10 protein-coding genes and 2 pseudogenes are annotated in these 16,789 nt (G+C 61.0%); 4 read left to right on the top strand and 8 right to left on the bottom strand.

Translation table 11 applies throughout. The annotated features are described in order from the left end of the window. Window positions 1-447 precede the first annotated feature (447 nt). Complete coding sequence (locus ACQKOE_RS11780) at window positions 448-1,725, top strand: glycosyltransferase (protein ID WP_427512954.1); 1,278 nt, start codon at window positions 448-450, stop codon at window positions 1,723-1,725. Here ACQKOE_RS11780 and ACQKOE_RS11775 read toward each other — a convergent pair. The 5 genes from ACQKOE_RS11775 to ACQKOE_RS11755 all read right to left on the bottom strand — a co-directional run bounded on the left by ACQKOE_RS11775 (window position 1,722) and on the right by ACQKOE_RS11755 (window position 8,785). Continuing rightward, on the bottom strand, window positions 1,722-2,687 hold the full coding sequence (locus ACQKOE_RS11775) for a hypothetical protein (RefSeq protein WP_427512953.1): 966 nt from the start codon (window positions 2,685-2,687) through the stop codon (window positions 1,722-1,724). The two genes, ACQKOE_RS11780 and ACQKOE_RS11775, sit on opposite strands and share 4 nt — an antisense overlap. 14 nt (window positions 2,688-2,701) lie before the next feature. Further along, window positions 2,702-3,631, bottom strand: coding sequence for a CsgG/HfaB family protein (locus ACQKOE_RS11770; protein ID WP_427512952.1), 930 nt, complete (start codon window positions 3,629-3,631; stop codon window positions 2,702-2,704). 297 nt (window positions 3,632-3,928) lie between these two features. Continuing rightward, entirely contained in the window at window positions 3,929-5,479 is a 1,551-nt protein-coding gene (locus ACQKOE_RS11765; protein ID WP_427512951.1) for a chemotaxis protein CheW, read from the bottom strand. After that, a complete protein-coding gene (locus tag ACQKOE_RS11760; RefSeq protein ID WP_427512950.1) occupies window positions 5,472-7,556 on the bottom strand; it encodes a methyl-accepting chemotaxis protein in 2,085 nt (694 codons plus the stop codon). Before ACQKOE_RS11760 ends, ACQKOE_RS11765 begins: the two co-directional genes overlap by 8 nt. A gap of 290 nt (window positions 7,557-7,846) precedes the next feature. Then, the gene (locus tag ACQKOE_RS11755; protein ID WP_427512949.1) at window positions 7,847-8,785 is read right to left on the bottom strand and encodes a hypothetical protein; all 939 of its coding nucleotides are present in this window, start codon (window positions 8,783-8,785) and stop codon (window positions 7,847-7,849) included. A 428-nt stretch (window positions 8,786-9,213) separates the two neighbouring features. On the opposite strand from ACQKOE_RS11755, the gene ACQKOE_RS11750 reads away from it, so the two are divergent. Beyond that, window positions 9,214-10,218, top strand: a complete 1,005-nt coding sequence (locus ACQKOE_RS11750; RefSeq protein WP_427512948.1) for an acyltransferase family protein — start codon at window positions 9,214-9,216, stop codon at window positions 10,216-10,218. A 283-nt stretch (window positions 10,219-10,501) separates the two neighbouring features. On the opposite strand, the gene ACQKOE_RS11745 is transcribed toward ACQKOE_RS11750, so the two are convergent. Beyond that, complete coding sequence (locus ACQKOE_RS11745) at window positions 10,502-12,811, bottom strand: TonB-dependent receptor (protein WP_427512947.1); 2,310 nt, start codon at window positions 12,809-12,811, stop codon at window positions 10,502-10,504. Window positions 12,812-13,184: 373 nt separating this feature from the next. On the opposite strand from ACQKOE_RS11745, the gene ACQKOE_RS11740 reads away from it, so the two are divergent. After that, window positions 13,185-13,901 carry an IS6 family transposase gene (locus tag ACQKOE_RS11740; RefSeq protein ID WP_427512946.1) on the top strand — a complete coding sequence of 239 codons (717 nt, stop codon included), beginning with the start codon at window positions 13,185-13,187 and terminating at the stop codon, window positions 13,899-13,901. Between the two features lie 186 nt (window positions 13,902-14,087). Beyond that, the gene (locus ACQKOE_RS11735; protein WP_427512945.1) at window positions 14,088-14,465 is read left to right on the top strand and encodes a helix-turn-helix domain-containing protein; all 378 of its coding nucleotides are present in this window, start codon (window positions 14,088-14,090) and stop codon (window positions 14,463-14,465) included. Window positions 14,466-14,613: 148 nt separating this feature from the next. Here the strand turns inward: ACQKOE_RS11735 and ACQKOE_RS11730 are convergent. Both ACQKOE_RS11730 and ACQKOE_RS11725 read right to left on the bottom strand, forming a co-directional pair. Then, window positions 14,614-14,760 (bottom strand): annotated as a pseudogene (locus ACQKOE_RS11730) (IS110 family transposase); the annotation flags it as partial. Window positions 14,761-14,763: 3 nt separating this feature from the next. Then, a pseudogene (locus tag ACQKOE_RS11725) lies at window positions 14,764-16,704 on the bottom strand (heavy metal translocating P-type ATPase); the annotation flags it as partial. Window positions 16,705-16,789 lie beyond the last annotated feature (85 nt).

The raw sequence follows: 16,789 nt of genomic DNA, 5'->3' as shown, positions 1-16,789 counted from the left end.
ATATTTTTGTCACAATTGTCACAGGCCGGACCCGAATCGCAGGGATTTGTGCGTCAGTTGAATTCTCCACGTCAGATCGGTGCGCGTGTGGGCACCTGGCCAGCCTTGCCATGCTGCGAGAAGGGTGTCCGGAGTGGTCCGGGAATGAGCTGTCATCGAGTGGCCCGCCTTGCCTTTGCCGCGCGGCCGTGAAAGGCGTTCACGCCGAAATGCGCCCGAGGGATGCCCCACCTGCGCCCGAATGAACGTTGCAACCCTCCCGCGGCCAGCGGAACTGTCCGGTCGGCAGGTATTGCAATAGGTATCGGTAATCAAGAGAGATTTCCCCCGCAGCGCACCTTGACGGTCCACTGACCGGGCACTAATAGCACAGGATTCAAGTTTCGGTTGAGTTTTTATTGAATAGTTCTGCCGAAATCGATTCTAATTAATCCATTCCGGATTTTTATGACCCGAATTATTGCATACGACCTGTCGCGGATGCTGATCGGACCGATATTTGCGACGCCCCGCGGGGTGGACCGGGTCGATCTTGCGCTGGCCAAGCGCGTCTTCGCGGACCCTGAAACGCCCAACCTTGCAGTGCTGCCCACCCCCTGGGGGATGCGCGCCTATACCGGGCGCGGGGCCGCGCGCCTGCTGGACCGGCTGCAGGAGCTCTGGTCGGAGCAGGTCGATCGGAACTCCGACCTGCAACTGGCGAAACTGGTCGAGCGGTTTTGGGGACCGCAAGAAGTGGTTGCCGATGTCCACCCGGCAAGCAAGTTGACGCTCGCCCGGAAACTTGCCCGGATCGGCACCTTGCTCGACGGGGCTGGTTTATCTTTCGGGCAGCCGGTCCGGCGCGCGGTGCCGGCCGATGCGGTCTATGTGAACATCGGGCAGCTCGGACTGGCCGTGCCGGTGTTTTACAACTGGCTGGCGGACCGGCCGGACGTGACCTGCGCGATGATGCTGCACGACGTCATCCCGCTTGAGCATCCCGACCTCGTCCCCCCGCACGCGGCGGCCCACCATGCGCGCATGGTCCGGACGGCAGCAGACCATGCCGATTGCATGATCTACAACACGGCGACCGCGCGGCGCAGCGTGGAAAGCGTGATGCGTTCGCATGGCCGTGAAACAGTGCGCAGCCTGGTCCGGGCCCTGCCACTGCAAGACGCTTTCGCTTCGGTGCAGGACGGCGTTCCGGAACTGGCCGATGCGGATTACTTCGTCGTCGTCTCCACGGTGGAGCCGCGCAAGAACCATGCCCTGCTGATCGGGATCTGGCAGAGGCTGATGGCCCGACTGGGTGAGCGGTGCCCGCATCTCGTGATCGTCGGGGCGCGCGGCTATGACTCCGACCGGATCCTTGCCCCGGTCGACGACGATCCGGTGCTGAGCCGCCGCATTCACGTCGTGTCCGGGCTATCCAGTCCTGCCCTGGCCGCCCTGGTGCTGGGGTCCAAGGGCATGCTGTCGCCCACTCGCACCGAGGGCTTTGGGCTGCCGGTCTATGAAGCCAATGCGCTTGGCGTACCGACCATTGCTTCGGATATTCCTGCGCACCGCGAGATAGCCAATGCGCAGACCACTCTGCTGTCGCCAGACGATGCGGATGCCTGGGAGCAGGCCATCATCGCCCTGGCACCGGCAGGTGCGCGTCCGCGTCCGGCAATCGACCCCCGCCTGACGGAAGAGGCCTATTGCGCGGACGTGCTGGACTTTCTTCAGGCGGCTTAGGGCAGGTCGACCCGTTCCAGGGTGCTCTGGTTTGCTGCCGGGTCGCCCTTTTCGATGACCGTCGCGCGGCTGCCGGCGACGATTCCGGTGGAATCGGCATCGCCAACCTGCTGCGCCAGGGCGCTGCCGCTGCTGACCGAAGTGATGCGATAGCGCGCCGCAGACGAACCGTCCGGGCTGGTCACGCTCAACATGGTGCCGACTTCGAGCAGTGACCCGCCATAGTTCAGCTGGACCTTCTTGCCGCTGCCGCCGACAACTTCAAGCGGGCGGAAGTGGAAGGCAACCTGCCGCGCGGCCACCATGGCGACCTGGCGCTGCAACAGGCTGTACAGCCCTTCGCCAGAGGCAACGCTGACATTGGCGCTTCCGCGCGCCTCGCCATAGGAGCCGGTTTCGATTTCCGTCACTACCGGCGCGCCGAACACGATCCGGCCGGCCTTGTCCGCCACTTTGACGCTCATGGTTACGCGCAGGCCCGTGCTGACCGAGCCATAGCTCTGTCCGGATGCAGCCTGGTCGACATAGCCACTGCCCGTGGGAACGACATCCTCGACCCGACCGGTCAGGACGTAGCTGCCGGTCCTGATGACCACCGACCCCGAGGAGGCCAAGGCCGACTGCATGGCGGAACGGATGCCTTCAAAGTGGCTGATGCAATCCTTGACGAAGAAGGTCTCGAACGAAGTCTTGCTGGAATTCGAGTAGGAGGAGCTGCCTCCCGCCGCGTAATAGCCGGAGCCGCCCGCGCCATAGGCATTGGCATAGCCGCTGCCGCCGCCGGCGACATAACCGCTGCTGCGTCCGCGGGAGCGTTCCTCATGCTTGTAACGCACCCCTTCATAGAGCGTGCATTCCTGGGCGGTTTCGATGGCGCCGACGCGGATGGCAACGGGGTTGGCCGTCTGCGCCTGGGCGCTGGTGCCGACCAGCGCCAGGCCGATTGCAAGACTCTTTCGCATAGCTTTACCCCTGCTTATTTGCGCTTCAGCTTGGCCTTGGGATAGGCGGCCAGGTCGTCATCCGTGGCAAGCCGCGCAATGTCGCGCGCCTGGGCCGGGGTTTCGAAACCGGCAAGCGGACGCGCCTTGGAAAAGCTGGTCTGCACGTCCGTGATCTGGGCCACGCCGATGCGCTGCTCGCTGGAGCCAAGCGCCCGTCCGGTGTCGGGATCGATCACGGATTCACCGGCCCGGAAAATGGCGACGTAATCGTTCAGGGCCACCGTGCCTTCGCCGTAGTTGAGCATCAGCGTGCCATCCGGCTGGGCATTGGCCACCTTGATCGGATAGACTGCGGTCACCAGGCCGGTCGCCACCTTGTCCGCGGCAGAGCGCAGCAGCTCGGTCGCATTGACCTGGGGCACGCCTTCGCCGCAGATCGTGCCGGCCTTCTTCTTTTCATCAATGCGCTTAACGTAGCGGATCTGGCCCGTTTCGGAATCGGTGATGCGGATATCCAGCGACAAGGTCACTTCGCCGGAATAGCAGTTCGTCGGCGTCTGGCTGTTGTTGCCGGCGAGCATGGCCATGCCCAGCGACGCGCCGAAGTTCGACTTCTTGGTGACCGACAGGGTCGTGATGGTGCCATAGATCAGGTAGTCCGCGCCTTCGAAGCCGCCCACCTTGCCGCCGTTGCGCGAGGTGACGAGCCCGCTTTTGGCGCGCTGCTGTTCCTGCACCATGACATCCAGCTGGCCGCGTTCCATCACGCGGAATTTCTGCGTGGCTGCAATCGCGGTCAGCATCATCTGGGTCAGGGTTTTCGACTGGCCGGAGCCGGCGTTGTCGTCAATCTGCGCAACAGCGACGATCGGCTGCTTGGACTGGGCCTGAGCAGTCGCGCTGAGCGATACGCTTGCCAGCAGGCTTGCCGCAACCATGGCGCAATTTCCAAGGATCTTCATTCTGGCCCCTCTTGTTCCGATAATCAATGGATTCGACATTTTGCGCCAATATCTAACGGTGATTGCGTTTTTGAAAAGAAGTTACTTAAATAATTTAGCAGAAATGAACTTATTAGTTATTTGTAACTAGGTGGATTATCGTACAAAAAGTCGGGTCTTTTTAAGCAAAACTCTTATGTCTATTTGGTTTTATGGTCATGTCGGGCGGGGGTGATTGGCTTCAAATTGGATCTTTTGATGTCTGGAGGTTGGGCAGACTGGCGCGATTGCGCCGGACCTGGCAGCCAGGCCGTTGCTTCACGCGATGCCGCCCGGTTCTGCTGATCCAGAGGGCATCGCGCCAAGCGCTGCGTCGGCAATTGCCGCCAGGTCGATCACGCCGCAGGCGCTACCGTTTTCGAGCTTGATCGTCTGTTCGAGCGCGCTTGGTGCGGCCCCGGTTTTCAGGTGCCGCGCGTCATTGTCCAGCCGCTGCACTGCTGCCCGGTCGACGGAATGGAGCGTATCAACCAGAAAGCCGGCGCGCTGTTTGCCCCTACCCCCGCGCGAGACGAGCACGAAGTTCCGCGCAGGCTTTTCCGCCAGTCCCACCTGCTTGCCGAAATCGACAATGGGTATGCCCTGGCACCTGCGGGTGAGGATACCGACCACGTTCTTCCCGGCTGATCCCAGGCCAAAGACCGGGGCGTCGCTCGACAGGATTTCGTCCACATCGGCCAGCGGAGCGGCGAAGGTCTGGTCTTCGACCGAGAAGACCAGGAAAGTGTCTTCCGCAGCGCGCCCCACTCCCGGATCAAGCGAAAGGGATGCCTCTGCCGCAGACGAGCCAGCATGGTCGCCCGACCGCGCTTTCTGCTTGATCCGGCTGAGCCGGACCAGTCGCTCGTCCGCCACGATGCTGTTCGCGTCCAGCAAGAGACGCGGCCCGCAGGCGAGTTCCAGAATTCCTGCGGCAAAAGGAACGTCCGACAGCGAATTGTCGAGCACGGCCACCTTGTCCGGCTCGACCCTCACGATGTCATCGACGCTGTCGATCAGCAGCGCGACCAGGCCATAGCCGGTTGTGGTTTCGTCAGGTGGAAGATTGCATCGCAGGACAATCGCTCCGCCTGACACGCGCCCGGCTGGGATCTGTCCCTGGCCCAGCAGAGCGAGCGTATCGATAGCGGGTATTTCCATTTCATTGTGGCGCAGCATTGCGATCCACAGCGGGTCCGCCACGGGTGCGGGCAGCAGGCTCTGGCTTGGCAGGCTGGCATCGACACAGGCTGCGGGGAGGGCGCATTGCAGCCCAGCCACCTTGAACACCAGCGTTGGCTCGCTGGTCTGGCGTATGCTGTCCGAATGGTTGTGGCGATCCTCGACCGTAGGCAGTCCCTGATGTCCAGCCAGTGCCACCGGATTGAGGATCACCCCCCGGCGGCCTCCCTGGACGAAAGTGGATTTGACGACAGCACTGTCTCCGGATGGCCCGGCGAACTTGATCCCCACTCGGGATTTTTCAGGCAGCACGGCCACGCCATCGATGCCGTGCGCGATCAAGCCGAACATGCGGCCATCATGGCGCATGATTGCGACGATGCGGTCTGCGGCCTGGTCGCAATCCGTTCCGCTGCCCAGAAGCAGCTTGAGGTCGAAAACCGGGATCAGCTGCCCGCGCAGTTCCACCGCGCCGGTGATTTCCGGGATGGTCGAGGGGAACGGGGCGAGGTCCGCGGGGCAAGGCACGACCTCGCGAATGACCTCCACCGGCAAGGCGATCGAAAGCTGGCCGATGCGCAGCAAGCCGAACAGATCGCCCTGGCCGGAGACAGGTGCGCAAGGGGTAGAGGGTGCGCCCTCAGGCATCGGGCTTGGTCGCCGCGACCAGCTTCTCCACAAGTTCCACGACTTCGTCTGAAACCGATTTCTGTGCCGTGGCCATGGTCGCAATGGCTTCGATCGCTTCGTTGGTCTGGTTGAGGCTGCTGGCGATGTGGCGGAAAGCCTCCCGCGCGCCGCGCGAACGGGCGGTGCCCTCGTTCACCTGGGCGGTGGACTCGTCGATCAGCTTGGAAATATCCCGCGCCGCCATGGCGCTGCGTTCCGCCAGTTTGCGCACTTCGCCTGCGACGACGGAAAAGCCCACGCCATGCTCGCCGGCGCGGGCCGCCTCGATCTCGGCATTGAAGGCCAGCAGATTGGTCTGCCCGGAAATCTCGCTGATGATCCTGACGATCTCGGAAATGGAGGAGGAGGACTTCTGGATCAGCTCGATCGATTCGATCGCTTCGCCCAGCGCGTCCTGGCCCTGTTCGGCGTTGACCTTGGTTTGCAAGGACAGGCCGCGCGCCTGGTCGGTGGAATCGGTGATCTGGTTGATCGAGCGCGACAGGCGTTCGGCCAGTCCGTCCATTTGCGCGGCCCGTTCCGTGATCGCCTTTTCCATCACGACCTGTTCGGTGACGTCGAAAGCATATTTGACGATCCGGTTCGGCTGTCCCTGCAAGTCCAGGATCGGATTGTAGGTCGCCTGGATCCAGATATCGCGGTCGTATTTGCCGACCCGGTGGAACCGCCCGGAATGGAACTCGCCCGCGTTCAGCTTCAGCCAGAAATCGCGGTATTCCGCGCTGCGGATATAGTCCGGCGAACAGAACATCGAATGGTGCTGCCCGATGATTTCGCGCAGGGAATAGCCGACCGTCCGCAGGAAGTTGTCGTTCGCGAACAGAACCTTGCCGTCAAGATCGAACTCGATCACCGCCAGGCTGCGGCCAATGGCGTCAACCTTTGCTGCGAATGTGCTGGCGCGGTTCTTTTCCTCGGTGATGTCACTGGCGATCTTCACCACCTTCACCGGCTTTCCGTCGGCATCGAAGATGGGGTTGTAGGTTGCCTGGATCCAGACTTCCTGGCCGTTCTTGCGCAGGCGCTTGTATTCGCCGGAATCGAATTCGCCCTTGGCCAGCTTGTCCCAGAACAGGCGGTAGCTTTCGCTTTGCACTTCCGCCGGATCGCAGAAGATGCGGTGATGACGCCCTTCGATTTCGGCGATGGTATAGCCCATCAGGCCCAGGAAATTGGCATTGGCGGCCAGGACGTTGCCCGAAAGGTCGAATTCGATCACCGCCTGGGCGCGGTCGATTGCGCGGACCTTGCCTTCGTATTCAGCATCGATGCGGCGCTGTTCGGTTATGTCATGGGCAATCTGCACGATCCGGCGCGGACGGCCGGTAAGGTCCAGGATCGGGCTGTAGGCGGCGCGGATCCAGACGTCTCCGCCGCCCGTGCGGCGGCGCTTGAATACGCCCGAGACATATTCCCCTTGCGTCAGTTTCTGCCAGAATGCCGCATAGTCGTCGCTTGCCGCATAGACCGGATCGCACAGGTCCTGGTGCGTGACCTTCTGCTCGGTCCCCGCTTCGATTCCCTTCATTTCCAGGAACAGGGCATTGGCTGCGATGATCCGCCCGCTCAGGTCGAATTCCACGACCGATTGCGACCGCTCGATCGCTTCGATCTTGCCGCGCGAGGTGAGCGATTCCAGGCGCTGGTCGGTGACGTCCATCGCCACCTTGACGATCCGCTCCGGCTGTCCATCGGAATTGAGGACCGGGCTGTAGCTGGCCTGGAGCCAGACCTCTCGCCCGTCCTTGCGCAGGCGGGAAAATTCGCCTTGCTGGTGCCGTCCTTCGCCCAGTTGCTCCCAGAACTGGCGGTATCCGGCAGAAGAGCTGTAGGTCTTGGAGCAGAAGATCCGGTGGTGCTGTCCTTGCAGGTCCGCCGCTTCATAGCCCATGATGTCCAGGAAGTTGGCATTGGCCCGGATGATATTGCCCAGCAGGTCGAATTCGATGACGGCAAAGGCGGTATCGATCGCCTCCAGAACGCGCGCCGCGCCAACCGGCTCGGCTTGCTTCACGTCGATTGCTTCATGCTTCATGGCCTGTGGGATTCCCTTGGGACGGCGCGGCGAATGGCCGCCGCAGCCGGAATTGCGCCAGATCGCCGCAAGGCATCTGGCCAGTATCGGACGTTGTCGGGGCGGCTATCCGCCAAGCCCCCGCGCGCACCGGCAAGGGTGCGCCTGCGGACCGCCAGGCGGGGGGTGGGCTGCTATCCAAAGGGCCATCTGTTTCGTCCAAGCATCTGATATTGCCCGGACCTACAGAGGATTGATTGTTATTCGCTGGAGCGCGCCATACGGTGATTATCGTAGTCCAGTGCGGCGCCCTAGTCGCACGCGAGCAGTTCCGGACTTCGCGCGGCCAGGGCTGCCTTCGTGTGCATTTCGAAAAAGCCGAGGAACGAGGCCATGAAGGTCAGAAAGGCGCAGGCGAGGCGGCTCGACGGCCGGACCAGGCCGTTCACGCCGGGAGGTTCGTCCAGCAAGTCCATCTCGTAGGCCCTGTCCAGCAGGCGCAGCAGGTTGGAACGCGATCCGCTGAACTGTTTGGCCAGGCTGCGGATGCTCAGCTGCACCGGGCCGCGCTGTAACTGCTGGTCGCCGGTGATCGAGCGAAGCACGATGTGCTCCATCAGCAGCCAGCCTCCGTCGGTCGAGGCGAAGTGGAAGACTTCGGGGAACGGATCGAGCGGCAACCACCCGACCAGCAGGCCCTCGGCTCCGCGCGTGCGCATTTCCCGGCCCAGATCCGGGAATCTGGCCTTCTCTCCCACCAGATCGCTCCCTGAAGCAGCGTCGATGGAGGCGAAGATGTTGTCGTTCCACTCCTCCACAATCTCCAGGAAACGCGGGGTCGGTGTCAGATGGACCAGGCGCGAATCCGAAGTCGAGCGCTGCGCGCTGAGATAGCCGCCGAACTTCATGACGTTGAGGAAGGCATAGACCCGCCCGGGGCTGGCCAGTTGCAGCTGGGTGCAGATCCGCTGGAGGTTGGCGACCGTCAATCCCGACCGCGGCACCGAGGGATCGCGCACGCTGTCCAGGTACAGCGTGAAGACCAGGATCTGGAACCGCCACGCCTCGGTCACCACCTTGTTGAGGATCAGGTTGTGGGCAAAGAACGGGCGCATGGTTCCTTCATGCCGCCTGGGGCCGGCCATGAAATTCGGCTGATCGCGAAAAGCGCGGATCCGCTCCCACTCCGCAGCCGTGCAGCGGCTTGCGAAGAGCGCGTCATGCCTGCGCAAATCGAAATCCTCGGTCAATTCTCTCTCCACTCTTATTGTCGAAAACCCCCTAAAAACCGTCAGTTAGTGCGTCAATTGCCAATTCATACAAAAAAGGGCCGCACACTCTTTCGAGCGATTGATTATGGACGCGGGCAACGGACACTGACGGTCGCTTCGACGGAGCGACCAGCCAGAAATGCGCCGAGGAAGGGGCCTCCCGCAGCCGTGCGGAGCGCCTCGATCCGGCCAACGAGGTTGCATTGAGCGGACGGCGGCCCGCCCGTTCAATGCAACACAGCGAGGGAGGGCCGCGCAGTTCATGCGCGGCCCGACCTTTCCTCGCACAAGCGTGCATGGAACGCAATTTTCCCTCCCGGTGCACCGATATTCATACCTCGGCCGCAACCATGTCGGGCTATGTTCGTTACCTGCCGGGGCGGTCTGCACCCAAGGGGAGGGAACGCGTGGCATCGACACCACCGCAGGCGAAGGCAACGGGCGTTATCGAAAGCTTGCAGGCGGGACGTGGCCTGGCCGCTGTGGCCGTGGTGGCGCATCATGCGGAAATCGCGGTGCAGGACTTTTCCGGTCCGTTTTCCGGCGCATCGGTATTGCACCTGGGCTATCTGGGTGTCGATTTCTTCTTCGTCCTGTCCGGCTTCATCATCTTCCATGCGACCTTCGACAAAGGGAAGACTGCCCAACAATATGCCATGGGACGCGTTCAGCGGGTCTACCTGCCTTACCTGCCGGTCGGCATTGGAATGGCACTGCTTTACTCGATCCTGCCGCAGTTGAGCGCGGCTTCGCGCGATTGGGCCTGGCTGCCGACGCTTACCCTGGCGCCCGTCAACGCTGCAACGGCATTGTCGGTGGCCTGGACGCTCAAGCACGAGATCCTGTTCTATACGATCTTCGGGCTGGGCTATTTCAGCGGTCGCCTGCCCCTTGTGCTGGGCATCTGGTGCGCGGCGATCATCGCGGGACTGCTCTTCAATCTGCCGCCCAGCGTGGTCCTGGCTCCGATCAATCTGGAGTTCTTCATGGGAATCGCAGTTGCGGTCCTTTCCCGGCGGGGCTGGGCACCGGACTGGTTATTGCCCATTGGCGCCGCGTTCTTTGCTATCTGGCTGGGGCTTGGAGCCGACCCGCGCCTGTCGCCTCTGACTGGCCTGGCCTTCGCCTTGATCGTTCTCCCGGTGATCCGTCACGAGCGGGCGGGATCGTTCGGCGTTCCGAGCTGGCTGACATTCCTCGGAGCGGCATCCTATGCGATCTATCTGGTCCACAAGCCGGTGATTTCCGTGGTCGCCCGAATCTATTCCGCCAATCCCTATGGCCTGTTTGCTTTGGCTGTGCTGGCCGGTACCGCCGCCGGCATTGCCTATTACTGGCTGGTTGAGCGCCGCTTGCTGCAATTGAAGTTCGGCAGATTGCAGCTGCATAGCCAGCGAGGGCTTTCGCGCTAGTTCGGAATTGAGCCCCAGTTGACCGGCAGCCTGGCTGGCCGGACAAGTATGGCGGAGGACGCCGAACCCTGATCCAAAGTTCTCTCAGATAGGGCCCCCTAAATTTCCTGGGATTCGGCCAATTTTCTAATACCAGCACCGACCATCACATGCCTGTCTCGACATCGCCATCAAGTAGCGAAAGTATTCCAGACAAACTCTCTTTTTTCTAATACATTGTTTTATAATTTATAAAATTCAGAGGCAGGATACTTCCTAATGAAGATCGGTATGCCAATGCGCGCTAAAACCGTGCCCGCAACCCCATGGTCCATCGCCGCGGCGAACCGGGGCCATAGGCGCGAGGAATGACTGCCCCGGGCGCTTCTTTAAGCTCGATTTCGTCAACTTCGCTGAAGGTGCCGAAGGTGGCATACTGGCGGTCGAAGACATTGCGCAGTTCGCCGAACAGCGACACGCCTTCGGCCAGTTCGATACTGCCACGTAGATTGAACACGGCGTATCCCGGAACCGAGGCATTGAGATTGGCTTCGTCCCCGACAAGGAACTGGCTCGAACGCCCGACGATGTCGCCACCAATGGTGAAGCCGCGCGCTCTCAATTTGCCGGAGTAGTCGCCGCTGAATGTTACGCTGTGGCGCGGAAGGCCAGGCAGGCGGTTCCCGCGAACCACTTCGATCAATCCCTCTGCGTCAGCCTCTGGATTGGAAGGACTGCTGAGCGTGATCGGAGAGCGATAGATAGCATCGATGAAGGCATAGCTCGCCGAAAGCCGGAAACCGCCAGTGCGCGCTTTCAGGGATGCTTCGATACCCTGTCTGCGTGTCTGTCCGATATTCCTGAAGAATGCGCGGCCCCGAATGTCCGAGGCAACATACTGAATGTCATTGGTATTGGTTGTGCGATAACCGGACAGCAACCAGTCGATGGCCCACGCACCGCGTTCATGGCTGCCCGATGCACCAAGCTCGAAACTCTTGGCCACCACCTGTTCCAGCGGCGGGTCAGCGATGAAGAAGTTGGTCAGGCTGCACGGCGCATTTTCGTCCGCGCAGGACAATTCCGCCTCGGTGGGCACGCGGTTGGATTCCGAATAACCTGCGCGTAGAGTGACAGCTGGCGTGACTGCCCAGTCCAGCTCTATGCCGGGGTTGAAACGGCTGAAACTGTGATCGCCATTAAGCGCAGTGCCAAGCTGGTCGATCAGGCGCACGCGCGCCTGGTTGTAGCGCAAGCCGATTTCCGCCGTCAGAGCCTCGCCAAGTGGCAGGGTATCACTCAGGAAAACGCTCCAGAAGCGGGAACGGGTTTCCAGTTCGACCGGTGCGATTGCACCATCCGGCTGGTCGATGAACGGGCCAAGCCCTTCCACGCCGCGGGCCTCGGTCAGTTCGCCGAGTTCGGTCGAGGTGGCAAAATCGCTTTCACTGGAATCGTAACTGAAACCCAGGGCCAGCCGGTTGGTGCGTCCGCCCAGGTCCTGTTCGCTGACGATCTGCGCAAGCAGGCCTTCGGATCTGGTTCTGATATTGCCGCGATTGAAAACGCCGTAAGTGCCGCCATCCAGAACATCAGCGATGGGATTGCCGAGGGCATCGGTCAGAACCCCTTGCTCTTCCTCGTCACCATCCGCGCCAACCGTTTCAAGGCACAGCAGCCCTTCCAGGTCGTCGTCCTCACATTCGGCGATATCGGCGGCATCGCCGTTCAGGGTCGCGGCTGTTCGTCGCTGGCGATAAAGCGTGGCTTCAACCCGCAACCCATCGGCGATGGCGAACCATGGATGGAGACTAAGTCGACCGTAATGGTTGCGTGTGTTGTCGGGCCAGGTGAAGACCGATTGCCGGCGCGCAGCAAGCAATTCTACCGGCGCGACGCCATTGCCAGTAAGATCGGTATCCGCGCCGATGAACTTGACATGCACGCCTGCCTGCTCGCCGTCATAGCCAAGATCGACATAGCCGTTGAGCAGGTCGGACGGGCTGAAATCACGCCATCCGTTCTCGTCGCGATACTGGACCGCCCCGAAATAGCTGAAGTCGCCACGGGCATCGCCCGCCGAGAAGCTGAAATCGCGCTCACCGTAAGAGCCGATGCTGGCCCTGCCCTCGATCCCCTGGACACTGCGGCCCGTCGCCGTTTCGATCACCAGCGTGCCGCCCAGCGCATTGAGGCCATAGACCGGGCTGGGATCGCGCAGGGTTACGCCCGCAATCGCGGCATCAGGGATCAGATCAAAATTGACTGTATCGCCAAACGGCTGGTTGAACCGCGCCCCATCGACATAGACCGCCAGCCCTTGCGCCTGACCTTGCAAGGGCGAAGCGACATAGCCGCGGTAAACGAGATTGGGTTGCCAGGGGTTGTTTTGGGCATCCTGCAGCGAGACACTGGCAAAACTGCGTGTGAGAGAAGCCAGCAAATCAGGCGTTCCGCCTCGGTCGATGTCATCGCGACGAAGCGTTAGCGCGTCATCCAGGTCAAACCTGTCGCCCGGCGCGGTGACGATGATTGAGTGCCGGCTACCATCTTTGTCACGCGCATTTGCTTCTTGAGCAAGTGCAGGGAGCGCCAGACAATACCCCGCGAGCACGCATGTGAAATATCGCCAATATCTCAAACCTGCATTCCCCAAGCATTATGATCGAAAAATTAGCCAATACCTAATCTGCAGCTATCCAGTTTAGAAATTAGAAACAAGGCGCAAATTTGTGACTACCTTTGTTCCAGTTTACCGAAAAACCTACGGTATGGTTGGACTCGAATTTCTCAAAGATATTTCTCGCATCCTTAGGATGCCGACAGCCAATATCTGCCCAATTTCTGCCAACCTTTCCTCGGTCGTCATTGTACTCGGATCGGGTCCATCTGTTGTCCATCGAGATTTTGGCCGGGGTGCCGGGTAAGGCTCTGTCAGAGCAAATGCACCGCCTGACATGAGTTAAGACGCGGGTTAGGGGCGGTCGATGCCTCGTCCCCGCAAACCTGCCAGCCCGTTCCGCTATTTCAACTCCTCGCCCGAGGTGATCCGCCTTGTGGTGATGATGTATGTCAGGTTTCCCCTGAGCTTGCGGAACGTCGAGGACCTGCTGTTCGAGCGCGGGATCGACATCTGCCATGAGACCGTGCGGATGTGGTGGAACCGGTTCGGCCCGCTGTTCGCGGCAGACATCAGGCGCCAGCGGGTCAGCCGCATGCGGGGCTTCCGCCACTGGCGGTGGCACCTCGATGAGGTCTACGTAAAGATCAACGGCGAGATGCACTACCTGTGGCGCGCAGTGGATCACGAAGGCGAGGTGCTGGAAAGCTATGTCACCAAAACCCGCGATAAAGCGGCGGCTTTGCGCTTCATGCGCAAGGCTTTGAAACGCCATGGCCAGGCCGAGGCTATCGTCACCGATGGCCTCAAATCCTATCCTGCCGCGATGCGCGAACTGGGCAACGAGGCACGCCGCGAAGTCGGTCGACACGCGAACAACAGAGTGGAAAACTCACACCTGCCATTCCGCCGACGAGAACGGACGATGCAGCGATTCCGCCAGATGAAGTCGCTCCAAAAATTCGCCTCGGTACATGGCTCAATCTACAACCACTTTAACCAGGAACGTCATCTCGTCGACCGACAGACCTACAAGCTTCGCCGCTCGGCCGCACTGGCCGAGTGGCAAAACCTCATGGCCTAAGATGCAGCGCGGGTAAGGGGGCGTCTGACCAACGGAGAGCGTTTCGCATCAGACTGACACCTCCCGGATCGCACTATCAGCGAAGACCTTTCTTATCGCGTTGGTTCGGTTCGTATCGAGATCCCGCCCCTGCGAAACCGCCGCGAAGACATAGCCCCGCTGTTCGCACGGTTTGTTAGTGAAGCTTTGGAACAGACAGGTCGTAAGAAATTCGATTTGAATGCTGCCGATCGCAAGCGCCTGCTCGAGTATGAATGGCCTGGCAACAACCGTGAATTGCGAAGCTACGCTTTCAGCGCGGTGCTGAATCTGCCGCGCCAGATTCCGGCAGTGAAATCGGACGCAACTACCAGGACGCTGGCTTTGCGCGTTGGCGAATACGAGCGGATGGTCATCGCCGAAGCGCTCGATGCCACTCGGGGAAATGTCGTTAGAGCCTGCGCTTTGCTCGGAATCTCGAGAAAGACCCTTTATGAAAAGCTTGCCCGCTATGACCTCGATCCAGCACGGTTTCGTGCTTCTGCGGACCATCGCGGCAGGAGCGCAGGCAAAAGCAGAGTATGATAGGGGGCATCGCTTCATTGATGGAGCGGTGCAGTATCGCAGGCGATTGTCGCATTGAACGGCAAATTGTACTGGATAGAGCACAAATAGCAGCGGTTCCGGATCGTCTAACTCTTCGGTTCTAGATCAGCACGCGTCCTTGTCGCCTTGCCCCAACAAAGCTGTCGAACAGCGTGGCGGTCATGCTGGCCGGGGTCGGGAACCGTTCGATCAAGGCAAGGAACCAGTCTGAGCGGCTGTTGCCAGCGAAGCGCTCGATCTCCGGAAAATAAAGCGGCAGGTAATCACACAGCATCGGTCGCTTCTTGTCGCCCGAGATCATGATCATGCGGCGTATGCCTATGGCATGGAGCCGCTCGATTGTTGCCCGCGCTGCTTCACGTGGTGTATCCATCAAGCCGATGGCGCCAAGATCCTGATCGCCGCGCCGAACGACCATCGTCGTATGACCCGTTTGACGAAGTTGTTCGATGGCGTCTGTCATTGGTTGCGACAGTGGCTCGACACCGTCGGCACCGAACATTTCCGCCTTGCCAATCAGGATCAGCTCACCCTCGACTCTTGCGGAGACCCCACGGCCAGTCAGACTTTTAAGATCGGTAGCAGGGAGATCAGCAAAGGTTCCGACATGCGCCTTCCCGTCGCGGGCAATCGCCTGTGCCAGTGGATGACCACTCAGACTTTCCACCGCGACGGCGATCGCCATCAATTCTTCTTTGGTCACGCCCGACGCAGGAATGATCTGGCGAATGCGCGGCTCGCCACTCGTCAAAGTGCCGGTCTTGTCAAAGGCGATGGCATCAAGTGAGCCCAACAATTCGAGGGGGGCGCCTCCCTTGATCAGGACGCCACCGCGTGCTGCTCGCGCGACACCGGAAAGCACGGCGCTCGGTGTAGCGATCGCGAGGGCGCATGGACTTGCGGCAACGAGTACCGCCATTGCGCGATAGAAGCTGTCGCGAAACGGCTCGTCAATCACAACCCACGCGAAGAGAAGCAGCACCGCCAGACCGAGCACAGCCGGAACGAACATGCGCTCGAAGCGATCCGTGAAGCGTTGGGTGGGCGATTTTTGCGTCTCCGCTTCGCTGACCATGCGGACGACCTTGGCGAGTGTGCTGTCGCTCGCTAGCCGGGTCACCTCGACCTCGATCGCGCCACTGCCGTTGATCGTGCCAGCGAAGACACGGGACGCGGCATCCAGCCGATCCGGGTTGGCGCGAGCCTGAGCGGGATCGTCAACCGCGCGCTTGTCGACCGGAATGCTCTCGCCGGTCACCGGCGCCTGGTTGACCGCGCTGGCCCCCTTGATGACAAAGCCGTCGGCCGCGATCCGTTGGTCCGGCTTGACGATCACGATCTCCCCTACCGCGAGATCCTCGACCCCGACTTCCACGGTACTTCCGTCAAGCCTTCGTACTAATGCTGTTCGCGGCGCGAGGTCCGCCAGCGCTTCGATGGCCCGCTTCGCCCGGCCCATCGCAAAGTGTTCGAGCGCATGGCCAAGGCTGAAGAGAAGGAGGAGGAGCGCTCCTTCGGCCCAGGCACCCAGCGCGGCAGCTCCTGCGGCCGCCACTAGCATTAGCGTATCGATCTCGAAACGTTTGAGTCGAAGGTTGTCGATGGCTTCGCGAACCGTGAAGAAGCCTCCGAAACCGTAGGCACCGACATAGCATCCAAGCGCTAGCCAGGCAGGCACACTCTGCCAGAGCTTCTCAATGGCAAAGCCCGTTGCGAGAAATACGCCGCAGGCCAGTACGAAAATCAATTCGCTGTTCGCGCCGAGTGGCCCTTCGTGCTCATGTTCACGCTCAGCCTCAGCTGGCTTTGCGCATTCATGCGGCGGCGCTTCGGCGGGCAACTCTCTAACTTCTTGTGTTGGTGCCGCTGCTTGTTCGGATGGCGCCACACCCATTTCAGCCAGTGCTTTTTCAATCTGGCTCTCGGTGATCTTCGCCCGCTCGAATTCGACCCGCACGGCACCCGCCGGATTGACAACTGCTTCCAGGACGCCGGGTAGCCGCCCAACGCGCCCTTCAATGGTTCGCGCTCGCCTCGCATGGACTACGCCGTCGACTTGCCAGAGCAGGTGGCCGAACTGTTGCGCGATTTCGGCACCGGCGGCATGGACTTCGCTGCGAATGGTGGCAAGCGACAGGGCATCGTGGTCATAATGAATGCAGAGCTTTGCCGGCGCCGCGTCCACTGCCGGCAGAACATGAACCTCGGTCGTACGCATTCGCTGAGCGGCGCGGCGGCGCCGGATTTCAGGCAGCGATATCCTGTGCGAGCTGTTGCTGAGCGACCTTCCAGTTCCAGGGGAG

It is taken from the genome of Novosphingobium sp. NPDC080210, assembly GCF_050281025.1.
In the GTDB taxonomy this organism is placed as follows: Bacteria; Pseudomonadota; Alphaproteobacteria; order Sphingomonadales; family Sphingomonadaceae; genus Novosphingobium.
Note: the sequence above shows the minus strand (reverse complement) of the source record. Positions and strands in the feature narration are given on the sequence as shown.